The sequence below is a fragment of the Candidatus Baltobacteraceae bacterium genome (assembly GCA_036488875.1).
Classification (GTDB): domain Bacteria; phylum Vulcanimicrobiota; class Vulcanimicrobiia; order Vulcanimicrobiales; family Vulcanimicrobiaceae; genus JAFAHZ01.
Genome location: DASXGW010000004.1, coordinates 609,617 through 628,636 on the forward strand (window position 1 = coordinate 609,617; position 19,020 = coordinate 628,636).

Sequence of the window (19,020 nt, forward strand, 5' to 3'; positions counted from 1 at the left end):
TTAGGCGAAGGTTACGGTGCCGTCGTCGCTGACGAGGAACCGCGTGTCGTAGGCCGTGAACTCGCCGTTGACCGAGAGACGGCTGTGGACGTTGACGCGGTGCGCCGGCGGTTTTCCGGCCTGCTTTACCAGTCCGCCGTAGAAGAGCTTTAGCAGCGGCGTCTGCCCCGGCTGCGGCCGGTCGATGCGATGCTTTTGGACGAGCATGTCGACGATCTTGTCCTGAACCGCTTTGGGAAGCAGCCGGTACGCGTCGTCGGTTTGTTTGGCCATTTCTTGATTCTGCATCTTGCGCCGGTCCTGCGGCTCGTCTTCTTCGTTGACGTAGCGGCAGAGGCGATCCCAGTTGTCGGCCGCGATGCCGGTAAACTCGCCCATGTAGCGGTTCCACGTGCGCCCGTGGTGCGTCACTTGATCGTTGCGCACGTGCCGCACGCGCACGGGCATTTTGTGATCGTGAATGCGCAGCACGAGATTGTATTCCGCCGACGCAATCTTGTCGGGCAAAAGGAACTGGATTCCGTTGGGTGAGAGCTCGATGCCGATTCCCGGCTTCATGTCCGGTTTCTCAACCGTTCCGGCTTGCCACCACAAATGAAACGTCCCGGTGCGGCGTTTATATTGCCGGCGGTCGCCCGCACGTCCGAGAAACCACTCCACCATGTCCCCTAAGATCGATCCACCGGATGCTTCAGGCATGGGCGCGCGCCTCGTGGAAGAATGAGCAACGATACATGTTCGTCACCATCGAGGGGATTGAGGGAAGCGGCAAGAGCACCCTGCTCGCCGGACTTTCCGAGCGGCTGCGCGGCCGGCAGCTCGTCGTCACCCGCGAGCCCGGCGGGACGCCCCTTGGCGACAAGATCCGCTCGATCTTCCTGGATCGCGCGATCGCCATCGACGCACTGACCGAAGCGATGCTCGTCAACGCCGCGCGATCCGCGCACGTGATCGACGTCATTGCCCCGGCATTGGCCGGCGGCAAGCTCGTTCTGTGCGATCGTTTCGTCGACTCCACGCTGGCGTACCAAGGCTACGGCCGCGGCTTGGATCTGCCGATGCTGCGCGAACTGTGCGCCATCGCGACCGCCGGTCTCGAGCCCGACGTCACGCTATTGCTCGACTTGCCCGTGGCGGTATCGCGCGAGCGAACGCGAGCGCGGCATCCCGAACTCGACCGCATGGAATCTGAGGATGACGGATTTCACGAGCGCGTGCGGCACGGTTTCTTAGAGCTGGCGCGCGGGTCGAATCGTTATCTGGTCCTCGACGCTACCCTGGACGGCGCGACCTTGATCGATCGCGCCGCCGAGGCCATTGCATGAGCGAGCTGACGTTCGACGTCGTCGACCTCGAAGGCCCCAAAAAATACTTTTCCGGATTGACGCCGCAGACGCTGGGACACGCCTACCTGTTCGCCGGGCCGGCCGGCGTCGGAAAGAAGACGTTCGCGCGGCGATTAGCGCAGTCGCTGCTCTGCACGCATCCCAAGACCGGCGTACTCGGATACGACGGAACGTGCTCGTCGTGCGCGCTGTTCGGTGCGGGCGAGAACGCGCGGCATCCGGACTTCTTCGAACACGAAGGCCAGCTCAAGATCGGCGATCGCGACGTTGCCGCCGGCTTTGCCGGTGGTGAGGATCTCACCGCGCGCGACGTCGTGCGGCAGCTCTCGATGCAGTCGTACAGCGGCGGGATGCGCGTGCTGCTCCTCGGCGACGTCGATTTCGCCAGCCCGCCCGCAGCCAACGCGCTGCTCAAGTTTCTCGAGGAGCCCCCGCGCAACGTGATCATGCTGCTCACCACGCCGGTGCCGGGGCGATTGCTTTCGACGATCCGCTCGCGGCTCGTCGAAGTGCGCTTTGCACTGTTGCACGAGTCGCACGTACGCGAGATTCTGCTCGGTATCGGCCGCTCGCAATCCGAGGCGGAGCTAGGAGCGGCGCTTGGAGGCGGCAGCGTGACGCAAGCCTTGGCCGCTTTGGAAGGTGAAGAAGACTCCCTGCGCGCGCAGGTCGCGCGCTGGTTCTTCGAAAGCGTCGACGGCAAGTCGCCCCAGCAAACCTGGGCTACGCGCGAAACGCTCGAAGACGGTCTGCAAACGATCAAAACGCTCGTGCGCGACTGGGCAGTGCTGAGCACGAATGGCGGGAAAGGGCTGCTGATGCGCGATTATGCCGAGAGTCTGGCGAAGCTGCCGGCGCTCGACGATCGCGCGACGGTGGCGATTCTTGCCAAGATCGGCGACGCTCAGCGGCTGGCGCGCACCAACGTCAGCCCCGCGATGGTGAGCGAAATCGTACGGATGGCGATTACCAACGCCCCCTGAACGCGACGTCGTCGTACTGCTTTGCAAACGGAAACGCCATGTAGCTCAGAACGATCGCTTCGTACACGGCCATAATGAGGCTGAATAAAACCTGTGAAAGATTTCCGATAACGTACGGAAGATAGGGCGGCACGACGTACCACAGCACGAAGAACACGACTGCTAGGAGAATAGAGCCGGGCACGTTTGCACGCACCGCGCGGATTGAGCCGGAAATCGCGAGTGACCCGGGCATCCCGCCGATTGCAGCCGCCGGCATCGTATAGATCAAAAAGAACGCCGCTACGGCTAAGAGCGCGTAACCCAAAACGCCGCCGAAGAACGAGCCGATATAACTTGCCGCCCAAACGACGAACTGAAAGCCGATGGCCGCGAGCAGAATGCCCCCGAACTTGGCGCGCCCCTCTTCCCACGCTTCGTCGAACGAGCCCTTCCGGCCGCGCCAAATTTGACTGGCCTGTATGATGGCGATCCCGAACGCCCAGAGATAGATCAGCTGCACGATAATGCCGAAGAGGCCGGCTCCGGCGCCACCTAGGGCGTTGGTCAGCAGCGGCGCGACCGCCGCATTGACGAGAATCGCCAGGACCGCCGCCAACAGCGGACAAGCGAGAATTGACGGATGCTTAATGAGAAGCGGGATCGCTCGTACGTACATGGCGAGATCTACGGTGGGCATTTGCCGCTTGAACGACACGCTATAACCTCGCGGTGTCGAGCGCGTGCCGGCAACTGCAATCCGCGCCGACCGGAACGCCTGCAACGATCGTGCCGATTGCCTCTTTGACGCGCGCGTTGTTCTTGTTGAAGATCTCGATCACTTCAACGTGCGAGACCGGCGGCATGCCCTCGAGTCCGACGTCGTAATCGGTGATGAGCGAAATGTTGACGTAGCACATTTCGAGTTCGCGTGCCAGGTAGCACTCGGGATATTGGGTCATGTTGATGACTTCCCAACCCTGGTCTTGAAACCACTTCGACTCCGCGCGCGTCGAGAAGCGGGGTCCTTGGATGACGACGACGGTTCCGCGCTCGTGCGTCTCGATACCGAGCGAGCGCAGGGCCGAAATCGCAATCGGGCGCAGGGTCGGGCAATACGGATCGGCGACGCTGACGTGCGTCGTACGCGGTCCGTCGTAGAACGTGTCCACGCGTCCCGACGTGCGATCGACGAACTGGTCGCAGACGACCATCGAGCCGGGTTTATAGCCGGCTTTGAGCGACCCCGAGGCCGTCGGACCGACGATCCATTTCACGCCGAGCGACTTCATTGCGTACATATTCGCACGATAGTTGATTTTGTGCGGAGGGAACCGATGATCGCGTCCATGTCGCGGCAGAAAAGCGATGCGTCGCCCGGCGATCTCGCCGAGGTGTACCGTATCGCTCGGCAAACCGTAGGGCGTCTCGATCCATTGCTCTTGCGGACGTTCCAGCAGCGAGTAGAAGCCCGATCCTCCAAAAACTCCGATTTCGGCGCTTTGTTCCATCGCGCGGCTCTTTCGAGGTGCGGCGCGGGTCCCCTCGAAGTTTTACGCGGGATGAGGTATGCCGTATTTGTTGCACTGTCGCTCGCGCTGCTGACCGGATGCACGCGCACCGCGTCGACGGGAGCGGGTGGGCGTCATCCCTGGACCGTCCCGCACGTGCTGCGCATCGCCGATCTTTCCGATCCCGATCATCTCAATCCGTATCTCTCGGAGATGGACGTCACCTACGACGTCTCGTCGCTGATCTATTCGTATCTCGTCGTCGCCGACGATCGTGGACGCCTCATCGGCGATCTCGCGTCGACCGTACCGAGCCTAACCAACGGCGGGATCTCGCGCGACGGGCGAACGTACGTGTATCGTTTACGTCGCGGCGTGCTGTGGCACGACGGCGCAGCGTTTACGTCCAAGGACGTCGTCGCTTCCTGGCACGCGGTGATCGATCCGCACAATAATACCTTCGAACACGAAGGCTACGACCGCGTCGCTTCGATTGATGCTCCCGATGCTTACACGGTCGTGGTGCATTTGCGCGATCGCTATCCTCCTTTCGTTTCGCGCTTCTTCGCGCCGCTGCAAGAGGGCGGAAAACCAATTCTGCCCGCGCACGTGCTCGGGAGCGAAGGGAGTTTCAACACCGGAACGCTCTCCGCCCATCCCGTCGGAACGGGACCGTTTGAGTTCGTTTCGTGGGAGCGCAGCGACCGCATCGTGCTAAAACGCTTCGATCGCTACTTTAGGGGGCGCCCGAAGCTCGAGCGCATCGAGCTGCGCTTCATTCCTACCGACCAGACGATAGCCAACGAACTGCAAGCGCACCGGCTCGATCTGATCGTCGCGCCTCAAACCTCGCTGCTCTCGACGTACAAAGCCGTACCGGGGGTCTTCGTGAGTACCGCCCCGTGGAACACTCAAGCCGCGCTGATCATCAACGCGAGCAAACCTGCGTTGCACGACCTTGCGGTGCGCGAAGCGATTGCGGATAGCGTTCCCTATGACGACATCCTTCGCGACGTTACCTTTGGTTTGTACGAACAGGCGCGCAATGTCGTCGCTCCTACCTCGATCGGTTACGAAGTGTTACCGCTGCGTCGCCAAGACCTTTCAGCCGCAAACCACGTTTTAGACGCGCGGGGGTGGCGCCGAGGGTCCGACGGAATCAGAGCTCGCGACGGCGTGCGGCTCGAGATCACCGTAGCGACGATCGCCGGCTTCACCAACGCACAGCGCGCGCTGCTTTTGCTTCAGGCGGCGCTGCACGAAACCGGCGTGGCGCTGGCCATCAAGAACTATCCCTACCGCACGATCTTCGCGCCCGACGGGCCGGTCTACGGCGGAACCTATGACACGGCGTTCTACAGCAACACGATCAATTGGGATCCCGACATCTCGAACTTCGTCGGCTGCGATCGTTGGTACCCCAAGGGACAAAACATTTATCGTTTCTGCGACCCGCGACTTGACGCTTTGGAGCTCGCGGGACTGCGGAGCGACGATCCGGCGGTTCGCGCGCCGGTTTACCGAAGAGCTAACCTGTTGATGTGGAACGACGTCCCCTATATTCCGGTGTATGAGGGCAGACGTTTGATCGTGCGATCGGATGATTTACGCAACTACCGCCCGAACACGACGGCCACACCGTGGTGGAACGCTTGGGAGTGGGATATATAAGGGTAACGTGTGCTGCCGTCCCCGTTTTTCGCTATTAGTGGGATACGAGAAATTGATAAGTAGGAGAGCAAAAATCGCCCAAAAAGACGCGATTTTTTATTGCGGAAAGAGAGCCGGGGGAACCGATCCAGACGCGGGTGTGGGGCGTCGGCTAGCTACCACCCCGGCCACCCTATTAGTGCCGAAAAACCGTTTTGGGACACCCAGCAAAAGGTCCCTTTTTAGAAGCCCGTCAGCCATTTGTGAGCGAGATACTTAGTTCAGAGAGCTACAGACCAGCCGCAATAGCCTTCAGTTCCTTGATGTGTTGCATAGCCATATTTTGCATGTATATTTTCATGAACATGCCTTCTGAAGGAAGGATGCACTCCGGACTGTCGAGGTTTCCTTCGAAGCTTCCACCGAGATCAGGGCCGTTTATAAGCTCGTTGACGATATATTCGTAAACCACGTTGCGCGCATTGTCGTCGTTGGCTTTGGGGTGCGTGTGCCAAAGAATTCTGCGATCCTTCATCTCCTGGGGGTTTTTGATTAACTCCTCATATCGACCGAGTATCGCCTGCATGCGCTCATTTGGCGGCCAGATCGAAGCGATCACTGACAAGATCGTGTCGCCCTCATTATTTATCACCGAGTCTTCTGTCAGGCTTCTGGTGGCGAAGTAGTATCCGAGGAATGACGCCAACTCCCAAAATACAATTTTATCTTGTTTCCAAATATCGGCATAAGGGCCAAACGTTCCAGGAGCGACAACTGCGTAAACGACCGACGCTACGGCATCGCTCAGGGCAAGAACGTACGCTTTTAGTCCGCGAACCTTCCAAATGGGGTCCCCATCACTCGTGACCCGAGTGCCAGCGTCGCGAAGGGCCGTGCAAATGCTCAAGACCGCTTGCTGGCCCTCCTCTAACTCCAATGAATAAGTCTTGAGTAGGTCCTCAATCCCCTGCTGTTCTTCATTGATCGCAGGTATATGAGGGCTCGAAGACGCTACTTTGCGGGCCTCATTTGCGTACGCGAGGCCGGTCTCAAGCGCCGTAATAGCCTTTCTAAACCAACCCGTGTGATAGTTTGATTGCGCGGCCATGGTATACATACTCAAACCGTCTGCTGTATTGAGCAGAAAGCCCTGCGTATCTCCAGTCGCTTTTAGGTAATCTCCACGCTTTGAGTAAAGTTCGTACAATGCTGTTGACATAGTAGTGATCTCCGGGCTGGCCCTGTGTGGTGACTTTTCCATGGCCTCGCTAAGACGCTGTTCAGCCTCCTCGAACTCCGCATCAGTCGGCGGCGGCTCAAGTTGAGTAGCCTTATCGGAGCCTCCCCCAAGGAGCTTCTTCAAAAAGCCCATATCGTTAATTCCATCTAACCGTCATTTGCTTAGCCCCGGAAGCCGGTACCATCAGTTCGACACTTATTTGTCGAATCCATGAAATAAGCGGTTCCGGTTTGGTCAGCCGTCAACATGCTCTGTGTGGGCCATTGGTCTCAATCCGCCCTCAGCATTCTTCGCCATATCGGCACTACCCGCACCCATTAACTTGCTATACTGATTCCAAGAGGACCCTTACCTATGGCCGCGCCACACCAACGACGCCAGCAGCCCAGTCTAATGCTCAGGGCGGCATTATCGCAGACACTATCGCCATCATTCTGCTGCTAGTTGCGGCGCCTTATCTGAGTGGCAGCGGCGACTACCATGGTGGCTACCATCACTACGGATTCCGCTATCATGGTGGTTGTGAACACCACGAGCACTTGCAATGGGTCACGTTTTTGTCGTCGGGGCTCGCTGCGTATCGGTTCTACTTCTACCGAATCTAGCATTGCGAAATGGCGACCGCGGGCCCATGCCGGCCACCTAGCCGCGCTGGCCAATCATCTCCTTCGGAGCTACGGGCCGCAGATCGCTAGGATTGCCGAAACTCTACTGGAGCGCCAGACGCTCAGTGGCGAAGAGGTGGGCGCAATGGTCCCCAAGCTCGCCAAAGGGCGGTCGCTTGAGTGTCCCGCTGCATCCACCGCCAACGGCGCGCCGCAACGGCTCTAGGCTTCGGCTAGCTACCGGCCAAGGGACGACGTCATCGCGCATCGAACATCTGTTCGAGCGGCGTTGAATGCCAACCATATGGCACCCGCGTCAGCCATCATAGAGCCGTACAAACACCGATTTGACCGAGGAGGTCGGCCTAGATGGCAATTCCCGAAAAGCAGTTGGAAACGTGGGCGAACGTCGGCGCTGAGAAAGCCGCCGAAAGCACTTACGCGTCGATCAAAGCGGCAACCGACGCGGCAAAATCGACGGCGCTCAAAGAGTTTTCTTACGACGTATATCTGCAAGGGTCGTATCGTAACTCAACGAGCATTTACGGTGACATGGACGTAGATGTTGTCGTCGAGGCAACGGACTTTTTCTATAAAGACGTTGACGACCTCACGGAGTCTCAAAAGGCTGAGTTTGAACGTCAGTTTCCCGGGTCGCCTTCGCATTCGTTCAACGACTTTCGCAGCGCCGTAGAACGGACTCTAACGGACTACTACGGGTCAAGCCTCATAACATTGCGAAATAAGTGCATCCAGGTAACTGGAAAATCTGGTCGCCTTGATGCTGATGTAGTGCCCTGCGTTCGATATCGTGATTTCCGAAAGGATGAGTCAGCGCGTCTTCCGACGCCAAAGGAAGGCATCACGTTTTGGACTCGTAATGCCGCCCGTCAAGTTATCAACTACCCCAGGCAGCACTACGATAATGGGGTCGTAATGAACAAGAACACTAGTTATCGTTTTAAACCAACCGTCCGCATTTTCAAGAATCTTCGTAATCACTGCTCCGCCAATAATCTTATTGCAGATGGCGTTGCTCCGTCGTATTTTGTTTCGTGCCTGATCTACAACGCACCGACCGATTTATTCAAACCCCGGCACGAGGATACGGTCGTAGCAGTTCTCAAATGGATGAATGGATTGACGGACGAGCAATGGGGCAAACTCGTTGCACAATGTGGGCTTCTCTGGCTCTGTCGCGACAAGCCGGACTACTGGCCCATAGCCAACGCTAAGGCATTTAAGACGGCTGCCATCAAGGCGTGGAATGATTGGGGCAAATGATTAGCCGCTTTTATCCCTATTCTACCGATTCAAACGAACGTGACACCTTGGCGTACGTCTTTGCGGTCATCGCTGTGGCTCTCGCTTATCTCCTGTACAAGATCGTAGAGGCGTTCCATTTTCAAATGCCGTGGTGGATGTCGTTGCCGACCCCTATGCCGATCTATCTGTTCTTGCGCGGCTTATTTTCGAATTGTATTTGGCGCTGGGGATTGCTACGAAGGTTTGGCATCGTCAAAATCCCGTATCTGGGTGGCCAATACCACGGCCACCTTTGGACCAGCCATGACGACCACGAAGAGAGCTATAAGTGTGATTTTACGATTACCCAGACCTGGACGAAGATCATTATTCGCGGCCAGTTTCCGCAATCGCATTCGTTTAACGGTGTTACCGGAATCAGCGTCTTGGATACCGACGTGCCGCGTCTAGTTTACGAATATTGGAATGAACCGGCAAGCGCTGCGATTGGATCAATGCACGCTCATCGCGGCACCATCTGGTTTGACATAAGGTCGAAGGACTCAAAGGTCCATCTTGACGGCGAATACTACACTGGGCGTGGCCGCGCAACGAGTGGGCGTATTGAGATTGTCCGCAAACGACACGAGCTAACCTCATGAACCATTCCCTGCAAACGGAACGGCTAGACTTACGCCTTGTTCAAATGGGGGATGCTCAAAATATTTTTCAGTTGCATCAGGACCCTGAGGTCGCACAATCCGTCTACTTCCAACCGGCTGACGTTGGTAAGGTCAGCACACTTCTTTACTTACGCAAGATTCTATTTGTCAGAGGGCAAGCTGTTCTTTGGGTGCTCCTAGACCGGAGCGGAGCATTTGTTGGATTCGTTGATCTTCCGATGGATAAAGACAAGGCGAAGGGCGAGGTTCATTTCATCATCGCTAAGCCGTATCGGAATCGCGGTTACCTTACCGAAGCCTTGAAGGCGGTGTTTGCTTTTGCCAAGGAATCTCTCGGCCTTCAGCAGATTGAAGGCTGTTGCTTCGTTGAAAATGATCGCGCAGCCCACGTCTTTGAAAAACTTGGCTTCCAATACCTCGGCATCGTTCCAAAAACACCTGAAAACGAGCACGATCTCAAAACGTACATTTTGGACCTCTGATGCAGACCGTTGCGATGCTCTGCGCCAATTTGAGGGCAGGCGTTTGATCGTGCGATCGGATGATTTACGCAACTACCGCCCGAACATGACGGCAACACCTTGGTGGAACGCATGGGAGTGGGACATTTAGTGAACAGGTTTATTGCAATAATTTTCGCGGCAGCGTTCGCGGCTCTTTCGGCGGCGCCGGCACCGGCGGCTACGCGGCATCATTCCATTGCCGAGTACGCGTATTTGATCGGCACCTGGCAGTGCGTCGCGCACGCTCCGCGACTCAAGGCGCCGGTAACGTATCAAACGAGTTTTCACTGGAAGTATCCGTCCAAGTCCGTCATCGATCAGTACATCTCGACGCCGCGCGGCCAGGCGAACTTCATGCTGACCTACGTCCCGGCAAGCGACTCGTTCGAAGGCGTGTTCACCGGCAGCGACGGCAGCATGGGATTTTGGTACAATCCCGGCCCGGTTGGCGAGGGATGGACCGAGTACGGCTTCGACGTGGCCGATCGCGCGACGCCCAATACGCGGGCAATTTTTTACGGCGTGACGCCGACGCACTACGCGTTTCACTTTTGGGCCATCAAGGGTAAGCAGGACCCCGGACGCAAGATCGAAGACGACACCTGCAACAAAGTCTAGAAAGAATCGGTAGGTAGGCTGTGATGAAAACGCGATTTGTTGCCGCCCTGGCGGCGGTGGTAGTGCTCGCCGCGTGCGGACACCGCCACGTGAGCTCACAGAACGCCGGCGGAAACGCGGCGTCAAATGCGAGCGGCTCCGTCGTCGTCAATGCCGGCACCACGTATTACGGTAAGCTGGACAAGGCGATCGGCACGAAGGTCAGTCACGACGGCGACACTTTCACCCTGACGCACACCGATACGTTTTTTCATAAGAATCCCGCGCTCGACGGTGCCGTGATCGACGCGCACGTCGAGAACGTGCGCGCGGCCGGCCCGATGCGCAATCCGGCGATGACGATCGTCTTCGACGACATTCGCTTGCCGGACGGGACGAAGGAACCGGTAAACGCTTCGATCGTTTCGTGGAAAGAGTTCGATCCAAAGACGCACCATTTGCGTACGATCGGCATGATGTTCGGCGGTGCGATCGCCGGCCATATGACGCATCGCAAGCACGGCGGCCTGATGGGTGCGGCGGGCGGCTACGCCTTATCGCAGACGCTGAAGACCGACGTGCAAGTGCCGGCCGGCACGGTCGTCGAGCTGCGTCTAAACCAAGCGGTAACGAAGTCTAGCGGTTAACGGTTGAAATCTGAGGGCTTCAAGTCGTCGAGAAACTTCTTGAAGCGCTGCATCTCGTTGTCGTTGGCCGGCTTCTTTTCCGCGGTCGCCTCCTCGAGGACGATCTTGTCGGAGACGAAGATCGGCGCTTGCACGCGCAAGGCAAGCGCGATGCCGTCGGACGGGCGCGCGTCGATTTCTTGAAGGTCGCCGTTGGTCCGCACGACCAGCTTTGCGAAGAACGTCGAGTCCTTGATGTCGTGAATGACGACTTGCTCGAGGTTAGCGTTGAGCGTCTCGAGGATGTTACGCATGAGATCGTGCGATAGCGGCCGAGGTACCGGTGCGCCTTCCAACGCCAGTGCGATTGCGGTTGCCTCGAACGGACCGATGAGGATGGGCAGATAGTGCGATCCGTCCATGTCCTTGAGAATGACCACGGGGTCGTGTGTCAAGAGGTCGATCCCCAGTTTGTCGACCTTCATCTGCCGCATGTCAGCGTTATCCGACGCGTCCGCCACCGGTGCCTCCAAGAGCGTTGTACCCATGCTTGGTAGGTCCGTCCGAATGGCCGGCCGAACGGGTGGCGGTTCTTTATGGCACTCTCATGCGGCATCGTCGGCTTGCCCAACGTCGGCAAGTCGACCATCTTCAACGCGCTCACGCGCTCCGCGCAGGCTCTCGCCGCAAACTATCCGTTTGCAACCATCGAGCCTAACGTTGGTGAGGTGGCGGTGCCCGATGCGCGTTTGCACGTGCTCCAGGAGCTCGTCGCAGGCCAGCGCGTCGTCCCTGCGACGGTGCGCTTCGTCGACATAGCAGGACTCGTGCGCGGCGCAAGCTCGGGCCAGGGGCTCGGAAACGCCTTTCTCAGTCATATTCGCGAAACCGACGCGATCGCGATGGTGGTGCGCTGCTTCGAAGACGAAAACGTCACGCACGTCGAGACGCATCCCGATCCCAAGCGCGACGTCGAGATCGTCAACATCGAGCTGGCACTTGCCGACCTTGCCACGATGCAGAAACGCCTTCAAAAGATCGAGCGCGAAGCGCGCGTGAACCCGAAGCTGCGCGAGAGCCTGGGCGCCGCGGAGCGGCTGGTCGCCTCGCTCGAGGCCGGCACCCCGGCGCGAACCTTTCCGGAAGGAAGCGTCGAGGCTGCGGTGGCCGCGGAGTCGTTCTTGCTGACCGCCAAGCCGTTGCTCTACGTCGCCAACGTCGACGAGGCGCAGATCGGGCGCCCCGGGCCGTTGGCGCAGGCGCTTGAGGCCATCGGCCGCGTGGAACGAAGCCGGGTCGTCGTACTCAGCGGCAAGGTGGAGGCCGAGCTGGCCGGACTGTCCGAGGAGGAGGCTATCGAGTACCGCGCCGAGCTGGGCCTCGAGCGCAGCGGCCTCGACGAGCTCGCGGCGACGGCGTACGATCGGCTGGGGCTCATGACGTTCCTGACCGCCGGCGAGAAAGAGGTCCGGGCCTGGACGATCCATCGCGGCACCAAGGCCCCCGAAGCGGCCGGTAAGATTCACGGCGACATCGAGCGCGGCTTCATTCGCGCCGAGATCGTGTCGTACGACGACTACGTCAAATATCGCACCATGGATGCCTTGCGCTCCGCCGGTCTGGTTCGGAGCGAGGGCCGGGAGTACGTGATGCAAGAGGGTGACGTCGTCAACTTCCGCTTCAACGTGTAGCGCGCGACGAGTCCCGGTTTGCCCTTCGACAGGCTCAGGGTGACACAACGCCCAAGTCTTCAGGCCGGAGGCACACAAAACGTTATGAGTACCGCCGTTCGCGAAGTCTCGGTTTTCGGAGACGCCATCGCCTATTTCAACGATGCAGCCGACCTGCTCGAACTCGATGGTGGAATGCGCCGTATCCTGACCAACCCTTCGCGGCAGATCATTTTTTCAATCCCGTTCCAGCGCGACACCGGCGAGTTCGAAGTCTACACCGGCTATCGCGTACAGTTTAGTTTCGCGCGCGGTCCTGCGAAGGGCGGCATCCGTTACCATCCTGGTGTGACACTCGACGAAGTCACCGCGCTGGCGTTCTGGATGACGTGGAAATGTGCCGTCGTCGACCTTCCGTTCGGCGGTGGAAAAGGCGGGGTCACGTGCGACCCGACCCAGCTCTCGATGAACGAGCTCGAGCGCATCACGCGCCGTTATGCTGCCGAGCTGGTGGAAGTCGTCGGTCCGGACAAAGACGTCCCGGCGCCCGACGTCAACACGACGCCGCAAGTCATGGCGTGGTTCATGGATACGTATTCGATGCACGTGCGGCAGAACGTCCCCGGCGTCGTCACCGGCAAGCCGCTGGAGATTGGCGGATCGCGCGGGCGCACCGAAGCGACCGGACGCGGCGTGACGATCTGCGCGCTCGACGAGATGAGCGAAATGGGGCTAAAGCCCGAGCAGAGCAGCGTTGCGATTCAAGGTTTCGGCAACGTCGGAAAGTACGCGGCGAAGCTCTTCGAAGAACGCGGCTGTAAGGTCGTCGGCATATCAGACGTCACCGGCGCTTACTATAACGAAGAAGGCATCTACGTAAACGGTGCGATGGAGCACGCCGCCAAACACGGAACGCTCGAAGGCTTCAAGGGCGGCGACAAGATCACCAACGCCGACCTTTTGACCAGCAAGTGCGACGTGCTAGTGCCGGCGGCGCTCGAAAAGGTGTTCACGCCGGAGATCGCCGCCAACGTCCAAGCCAAACTCATCGTCGAGGGCGCCAACGGTCCCACGACGCCCGAAGCCGACCGCATCTTCAAGGAGCGCGGCATCGTCGTCATTCCGGACATCATGGCCAACGCCGGCGGCGTGACCGTTTCGTACTTCGAGTGGGCACAAGACCGCGCCGGCTACTTTTGGAAAGAATCCGAAGTCAACGAACGCCTCGAGGATTTCTTACTCACGAACCTCCACGAGATCCGTACGATCGCTAACTCGCGGCACGCTACGTTGCGTACTGCCGCGTACACGCTGGCGATCGATCGCGTGGTGAAGGCGCTTAAGCTGCGCGGAATATACGCTTAACGCACGACCTTAGTGTGGAGCGTAGACGTCGGGGAAGCACTCCCGTTTGTTAGAGCAGCGCGTTCCGTCGTACGCTTTGGTGACGTCGATCTCGCGGATGTGCCGGCCGTACCGCTCGTTGATTGCTGCGATGACGTAGTAAGCAATTAACGCGTAACCGGTGTTCGAAGGATGGAGGCCGTCGAAGCTCACGAGCCCGCCTCCGCTGGCAAGATTGCAGCAAGTGCCTGGATTAACCGCTGCGGCTTTTGCGAAGTACGGATTCGCGGGGTCGCCACTAAGGACGCCGTCGAAGACGATGCGCACGTCGACGAACGCGGACTGCGTATACGTTGCCGCTTCCCGGATGCCCGTATTGACGTTATCGTTGAGCTGCTGAATCTTGCCGGCGAACTGCGGCGTGATGTAATAGGATCCGAGGCCGCTGCCGGCGACGCACGGTTTCGTGAAGTGGGGCCCGGTACAGTCGAGGTCGGGAAACGTGGACGAATGGTGCAAAAAGTACTTGAGCGAATTTAGCGCACCAGGAAGCGTTAAATAACCGCACGCGTTTCTGACGGTTCCCGGTTGACATCCCTTGGGGCTCGCGATATGGTAAGCGGCCGCGAACTGTCGAATAATAGCCTTCGCTTGCTGATGCGAAAAGACCCCAACTCCAAACGGCTTCTTCTGGGTGAGTAGGCAGTAAACGTACGTTTGCGTCGGCGGCTTGCACGCAGAGTTCTTTGGAATCGCCGTGTTCATGAAGTACGAGTGCGAAGCACATCCGGCAAATCGAGGACGACGGTCTTGGCGCCCGCATATTTCAGGATTTGAACCGCGTCGAGCACGTCGGCTTTTGCTTGCGCGGCGCTGTTGTCGCCGCCGACGAAGCGGCCCCCGCTGCCCATGTACTTGAGCACGTCGTTGGCGCCGAGCCACACCGTCGCCAAGGTGGGATGCAGCGATGCTGCCGCCTGCACCATAGTGAGTTTCGGTCCCAAGTGAGCGAAGTTGCCCAGAACCGGCCAGAACGTGCTGGCCTCGTTGTCGACGGCGGTTGCGAGGAGTCCGGGAATACCCGGTATCGGCTCGCACGTGTTGTTTTGGGGCATCGCGATCGTGTTGGCTTCGTGCGCGGTGATCCCGGGAACCGCTACGTTACGGATGAGGTTCGAAGCCGGATTCATGCGAACCGCTGGAAGGCCGCCCAGCACGTATCCCGCGGCGTTAAATCCGTCGTCTGCCCTACACGTGTTGCCGGATTTCGACAAGCCTATGGGTGCGAAATCGCTAGGCAGGGTCTGAACGAGTTGATTGTTGAGACCCGGCGCTTTAATTAATGGCAGCGGACTCGTCGACGGATCGTACATGCGATCGATCGCTGTCGCTTCGGGCAATCCCGATGCCATCTCATCGACGTCGGCCCACCACCCGTTCTCTTGTCCGGGTGGAACGAGCTGGCCCGGATACAGCGGATTTTTCATTCCCGTCGCGCCGAGGAATCCACCCGCTTGATATCCGGCGGTGAGGCTGTCGCCGACGCCGACGATCGTTGAGAGCAATCCGCGGCTGCGTTCGCTGGCGCGATGCGATGAGGATGCGGCCGGTAATGCGGAAATTGGTCCCGCGCTCGGAGCGCTGCACGCGCAGACGCCGGCGAGCGCGGCTAGCGCGAGAAGCTTATGCCTCGCCGCGTTCATCCGTCGGCAGACCCTCGGCCACCCAACCCTTATAACCGCCCTCAAGAGCGACCGCGTTATATCCGCGCTCGCGCAGCGTTTTGGCGATACGGCTGCACGAGTTGCCGCTGCCGCAATAGAGCACGACTTCATCGTCCTTGCCGAATGGAACGTCGGCGCCGATTTCGATGGCCGCGCCTTCAAAGGGGATCGATCCGGGAATCTTTTGGTCGTCCGGCTCTTTGCGAATGTCGAAGACTTTGAGTTCGGCCGCGCGAGCTTGGAGCTCGCGCGGACCGATGCGTTCGTCCATTAGTGCGGCGCGTAGACGTCGGGGAAGCACTCCAGCTTGTTGGAGCACCGCGTTCCGGCGTAGGCAGCGCTGACGTTAATCTCGCGGATGTGCTGGCCGTACCGTTGATTGATCGATTTGATGACATAGTAGGCGATCAACGCGTAGCCCGTGTTCGACGGATGCAGACCATCGAAGCTCACCAGTCCTTGGGCGGACGCCAGCGTGCAGCATTTTCCGGGATTGATCGAGATGGCCTTGGCAAAGTACTGATTGGACGGATCTCCGCTGAGAATTCCGTCGAAGATCGCGCGCACGTCGATGAAGGCCGATTGCGTGTACGTCGCAGCTTCGCCGATACCCGTGTTCACGTTGTCGTTGAGCTGCTGGATCTTACCGGCGAACTGCGGCGTGATGTAGTACGAGCCTATGCCGCTGCCGGCTACGCACGGCTTAGTGAAATTCGGTCCCGAACAGTCGAGATTCGGAAACGTCGAGGAATGCGCGAGGTAGTAGTTGAGGGCGTCGAGAGCTCCCGGAAGCGTCAGATAGCCGCATGCGGTCGCGACCGTTCCCGGTTTGCATCCGTTGGGCGTCGTCAGATGGTAGGCGGTCGCGAACTGCTCGATGGTCGTCTTGGCTTGCGCGGGAGTGAAGAGCCCGAGCCCGACCAGCACGCAAAATGCGTACGTTTGCACCGGAGTGTGCGCCGGCGACGCGGTGCACGCGGACCGCTTCGGGATCGCCATATTCAGGAAGTACGGCGTGCGCAGCACGTCGGGCAGATTGAGCACGACGGTCTTGGCGCCGGCATACTTGAGCGTTTGAATGGCGTTGAGTTCGTCGGCCTTCATTTGAGCGACGGTGTTGTCGCCGCCGACGAAGCGTCCGCCGCTGCCCATGTACTTCAGGACGTCGTTGGCTCCCAGCCACACGGTCGCCAAAGTCGGATGCAGCGATGCCGCGGCGCGCACCTCGGTAAGGTTCGAGCCCATGTGCGCAAAGCTGCCCAGCACGGGCCAGAACGTGCTCGCCTCACCGTCGACGACGGCCGCAAGCAGTCCCGGAATGCCGGGGATCGGTTCGCACGTATTATTTTGCGGCTCGGAAATCGTGTTGGCTTCGTGCGCGGTAATGCCGGGAACGGCGACGTCGCGAACGACGTTCGAGGTATTCATGCGCACGGTGGCGACACCGCTTATGAGGTAGCCGGCAGCGTTGAAGCCGCCATCTGCGGTGCACGTGTTGCCGGACTTCGACAAGCCGAACGGCGCCAAGCTTCCGGGAGCGGTTGGAACCAGCAGATTGTTCAAGGCGGGAGCCTTGATAAGCGGCAGCGGGCTCGTCGCCGGATCGTACATGTCATTGATAGCGGTCGCTTCCGGTAGACCCGAGGCCATCTCGAAGAGATCGGCCCACCAGCCGTTTTCCTGACCCGGTCGCACCAGCTGCGACTTATCGAGCGGATCTTTAAAGTCGGTTGCGCCGAGGAAGCCGCCGGCTTGATAACCGGCCGTGAGGCTGTCGCCGACTCCAACAATGCTTGAGAGGACTCCGCGACCGACCGAACCGTTACGATGCATGGTCGACGGCGCGGCCGGCAAGGTCGAGTTCGAGGTTCCCCCGCTCGGTGCGCTGCACGCGCAGATTGCTGCGAGTGCCGCGAAGGCAAAAATCTTTTTCACGGTGCCGTTCATGATTGTCAACCTCTAGAGCGGGAAGATGCCGGGCGTGCCGACACCAAACTGAAGCTGCATCTGCGTCGCTTTGAGTCCGCCGAACCCCAGGCCGCAGGTGTTGTTGAGCGCCTGCTGCACGGTCAAACATTTGACCGCCGTGACGCCGTCGGCACCCATGTTGGTCGGGCCGCCGCTGTTGAGCACGAACTGCACGAAGCCGTATTTGCTGACGCGCTGCGAGACGCCCAGGAAGTACGCGATCACGTGCTCGGGGTACGGATCGGTCGGAAGATAGTCGCGCGCGCTTTGCGGTTCCACCCAGAGCGTCGTGGTATCCGTCGGCGTGTACTGTAAATAGAGAATCTGCGGCGTCTGAAAGGCATTCTTCGTGTTGAAGCCGTTGGTGTGCATCAGCCACTGCGTCGCCATCGTAAACGTTCCGAACATCTTCGGCGACTTGAGAAACGGCAGCGTGACCGCCACGGATTTGAACTGAGCGGTGCGCACCGGAAGATTCTGGAGAACCGGACCGTCGGGCGGATTGATCGTGACCGGCACGATATCGTTATCGCCGACCGATTCTCCCACGGTACCGTAGCGCGCGACATAGGTCGGCGTGATGACCAGCGGAAGCGGTACGCCGATGTGCGCGAGCGGGAAGACCATCTTTTGGAGCATTCCGACGATGAACGTGTCCTTGGTGCGCACGTTGATGTCCCGTCCGGTTCCCGGGCCGCACGCGTTGCCGCCGCTCAAGTCGGCGCAGCCGACCGGATTTTGAAAGCCTGCGAGGTAAACGGGCGCGAGGCCGCTGTTAAAACCGTACGGCCAGTGCTGAAGTTGGAACATGCTTCCGACCAATCGCGTCGTCGGATTGAACGCGTAGCCGAGCGAGACGTCGCCGCCGCCGTACAGCCAGCCCTTTCCGTACGTTCCGATGTTGCCGAACGGATACGCTATGGAAAAGTCGGCCGTATATTGGAAGCCGAGCGGAAATCCGACCTGCTGGCTTACCGGCTGCTGGCTGACCGGCGGTACTTGCGCGACGGTGCCGGGATCGACGGCGCCCGAACCGGGCGCGAGGTGCGACGCTTGACGCCGTTGACGCTTAGCATCGTGCTCTTTCTTCCATGCTTCCATCGCATGGAAGATCGCGCTGTTTGCGCCGGGCACGACGGTCTGTTCGTAGACGTTTTCCATTCCGTCGGCGCGCGCGGCCGGACACGAGTAGCAGATGGTCGCGGCCGCGGCAATAGCCGCGAGTGCGCGCAAAGGCGTCTTGTGCATGCACCAGTCTCCAAGAAGAAGCGCCCTATTATTAAAAGTATCAGGCGCCGGTCCGCAAAGCTTGGGCCCGCCCGGACTAAATCCTGCCCAGGGAAAAG

The 19,020-nt window shown here is 59.4% G+C and carries 20 protein-coding genes; 10 read left to right on the top strand and 10 right to left on the bottom strand.

Annotation, left to right across the window (positions count from 1 at the left end; genetic code table 11):
* Positions 1 to 699: a hypothetical protein gene (locus tag VGG89_08410; protein ID HEY1976552.1), complete on the bottom strand. Its 699-nt coding sequence runs from the start codon at positions 697 to 699 to the stop codon at positions 1 to 3.
* A gap of 35 nt (positions 700 to 734) precedes the next feature.
* On the opposite strand from VGG89_08410, the gene tmk reads away from it, so the two are divergent.
* Together tmk and VGG89_08420 are read left to right on the top strand one after the other, a co-directional pair.
* A complete protein-coding gene (gene tmk / locus VGG89_08415) occupies positions 735 to 1,325 on the top strand; it encodes a dTMP kinase (protein HEY1976553.1) in 591 nt (196 codons plus the stop codon).
* Positions 1,322 to 2,329 carry a hypothetical protein gene (locus VGG89_08420; GenBank protein HEY1976554.1) on the top strand — a complete coding sequence of 336 codons (1,008 nt, stop codon included), beginning with the start codon at positions 1,322 to 1,324 and terminating at the stop codon, positions 2,327 to 2,329. The genes tmk and VGG89_08420 overlap by 4 nt, the downstream gene beginning before the upstream one ends.
* Here the strand turns inward: VGG89_08420 and VGG89_08425 are convergent.
* Both VGG89_08425 and VGG89_08430 read right to left on the bottom strand, forming a co-directional pair.
* Complete coding sequence (locus tag VGG89_08425) at positions 2,313 to 3,008, bottom strand: hypothetical protein (GenBank protein HEY1976555.1); 696 nt, start codon at positions 3,006 to 3,008, stop codon at positions 2,313 to 2,315. The genes VGG89_08420 and VGG89_08425 overlap by 17 nt on opposite strands.
* Positions 3,009 to 3,027: 19 nt before the next feature.
* On the bottom strand, positions 3,028 to 3,819 hold the full coding sequence (locus tag VGG89_08430) for an S-methyl-5'-thioadenosine phosphorylase (protein ID HEY1976556.1): 792 nt from the start codon (positions 3,817 to 3,819) through the stop codon (positions 3,028 to 3,030).
* 51 nt (positions 3,820 to 3,870) lie between these two features.
* Between VGG89_08430 and VGG89_08435 the strand changes: the two genes are divergently transcribed.
* The gene (locus tag VGG89_08435) at positions 3,871 to 5,490 is read left to right on the top strand and encodes a peptide ABC transporter substrate-binding protein (protein ID HEY1976557.1); all 1,620 of its coding nucleotides are present in this window, start codon (positions 3,871 to 3,873) and stop codon (positions 5,488 to 5,490) included.
* Positions 5,491 to 5,758: 268 nt separating this feature from the next.
* On the opposite strand, the gene VGG89_08440 is transcribed toward VGG89_08435, so the two are convergent.
* Entirely contained in the window at positions 5,759 to 6,841 is a 1,083-nt protein-coding gene (locus tag VGG89_08440; protein HEY1976558.1) for a hypothetical protein, read from the bottom strand.
* An 842-nt stretch (positions 6,842 to 7,683) separates the two neighbouring features.
* Here VGG89_08440 and VGG89_08445 point away from each other — a divergent pair.
* The 5 genes from VGG89_08445 to VGG89_08465 all read left to right on the top strand — a co-directional run bounded on the left by VGG89_08445 (position 7,684) and on the right by VGG89_08465 (position 10,989).
* On the top strand, positions 7,684 to 8,598 hold the full coding sequence (locus VGG89_08445) for a nucleotidyltransferase (protein ID HEY1976559.1): 915 nt from the start codon (positions 7,684 to 7,686) through the stop codon (positions 8,596 to 8,598).
* Entirely contained in the window at positions 8,595 to 9,221 is a 627-nt protein-coding gene (locus VGG89_08450; GenBank protein ID HEY1976560.1) for a hypothetical protein, read from the top strand. Before VGG89_08445 ends, VGG89_08450 begins: the two co-directional genes overlap by 4 nt.
* Positions 9,218 to 9,724, top strand: coding sequence for a GNAT family N-acetyltransferase (locus VGG89_08455; protein ID HEY1976561.1), 507 nt, complete (start codon positions 9,218 to 9,220; stop codon positions 9,722 to 9,724). The genes VGG89_08450 and VGG89_08455 overlap by 4 nt, the downstream gene beginning before the upstream one ends.
* Before the next feature lie 129 nt (positions 9,725 to 9,853).
* A complete protein-coding gene (locus tag VGG89_08460) occupies positions 9,854 to 10,363 on the top strand; it encodes a hypothetical protein (GenBank protein HEY1976562.1) in 510 nt (169 codons plus the stop codon).
* Positions 10,364 to 10,386: 23 nt separating this feature from the next.
* Positions 10,387 to 10,989, top strand: a complete 603-nt coding sequence (locus VGG89_08465) for a hypothetical protein (GenBank protein ID HEY1976563.1) — start codon at positions 10,387 to 10,389, stop codon at positions 10,987 to 10,989.
* Here the strand turns inward: VGG89_08465 and VGG89_08470 are convergent.
* Positions 10,986 to 11,516 carry a bifunctional nuclease family protein gene (locus VGG89_08470; protein HEY1976564.1) on the bottom strand — a complete coding sequence of 177 codons (531 nt, stop codon included), beginning with the start codon at positions 11,514 to 11,516 and terminating at the stop codon, positions 10,986 to 10,988. The genes VGG89_08465 and VGG89_08470 overlap by 4 nt on opposite strands.
* Positions 11,517 to 11,564: 48 nt before the next feature.
* Between VGG89_08470 and ychF the strand changes: the two genes are divergently transcribed.
* Both ychF and VGG89_08480 read left to right on the top strand, forming a co-directional pair.
* Entirely contained in the window at positions 11,565 to 12,659 is a 1,095-nt protein-coding gene (gene ychF, locus VGG89_08475) for a redox-regulated ATPase YchF (GenBank protein HEY1976565.1), read from the top strand.
* A gap of 84 nt (positions 12,660 to 12,743) precedes the next feature.
* Positions 12,744 to 14,003 carry a Glu/Leu/Phe/Val dehydrogenase gene (locus tag VGG89_08480; GenBank protein HEY1976566.1) on the top strand — a complete coding sequence of 420 codons (1,260 nt, stop codon included), beginning with the start codon at positions 12,744 to 12,746 and terminating at the stop codon, positions 14,001 to 14,003.
* Positions 14,004 to 14,012: 9 nt separating this feature from the next.
* Here the strand turns inward: VGG89_08480 and VGG89_08485 are convergent, their stop codons facing one another.
* Genes VGG89_08485 through VGG89_08505 form a run of 5 tightly spaced genes read right to left on the bottom strand, consistent with a single transcriptional unit; the run spans position 14,013 to position 18,922 of the window.
* A complete protein-coding gene (locus VGG89_08485; protein ID HEY1976567.1) occupies positions 14,013 to 14,747 on the bottom strand; it encodes a hypothetical protein in 735 nt (244 codons plus the stop codon).
* Positions 14,744 to 15,685 carry a hypothetical protein gene (locus VGG89_08490; GenBank protein ID HEY1976568.1) on the bottom strand — a complete coding sequence of 314 codons (942 nt, stop codon included), beginning with the start codon at positions 15,683 to 15,685 and terminating at the stop codon, positions 14,744 to 14,746. Before VGG89_08490 ends, VGG89_08485 begins: the two co-directional genes overlap by 4 nt.
* Positions 15,666 to 15,977: a rhodanese-like domain-containing protein gene (locus VGG89_08495; GenBank protein ID HEY1976569.1), complete on the bottom strand. Its 312-nt coding sequence runs from the start codon at positions 15,975 to 15,977 to the stop codon at positions 15,666 to 15,668. The genes VGG89_08490 and VGG89_08495 overlap by 20 nt, the downstream gene beginning before the upstream one ends.
* Positions 15,977 to 17,653 (bottom strand): hypothetical protein, encoded by a 1,677-nt coding sequence (locus tag VGG89_08500; GenBank protein ID HEY1976570.1) that lies wholly within the window; start codon positions 17,651 to 17,653, stop codon positions 15,977 to 15,979. The genes VGG89_08495 and VGG89_08500 overlap by 1 nt, the downstream gene beginning before the upstream one ends.
* Before the next feature lie 12 nt (positions 17,654 to 17,665).
* Positions 17,666 to 18,922, bottom strand: coding sequence for a hypothetical protein (locus tag VGG89_08505; GenBank protein HEY1976571.1), 1,257 nt, complete (start codon positions 18,920 to 18,922; stop codon positions 17,666 to 17,668).
* Between the last annotated feature and the right edge of the window lie 98 nt (positions 18,923 to 19,020).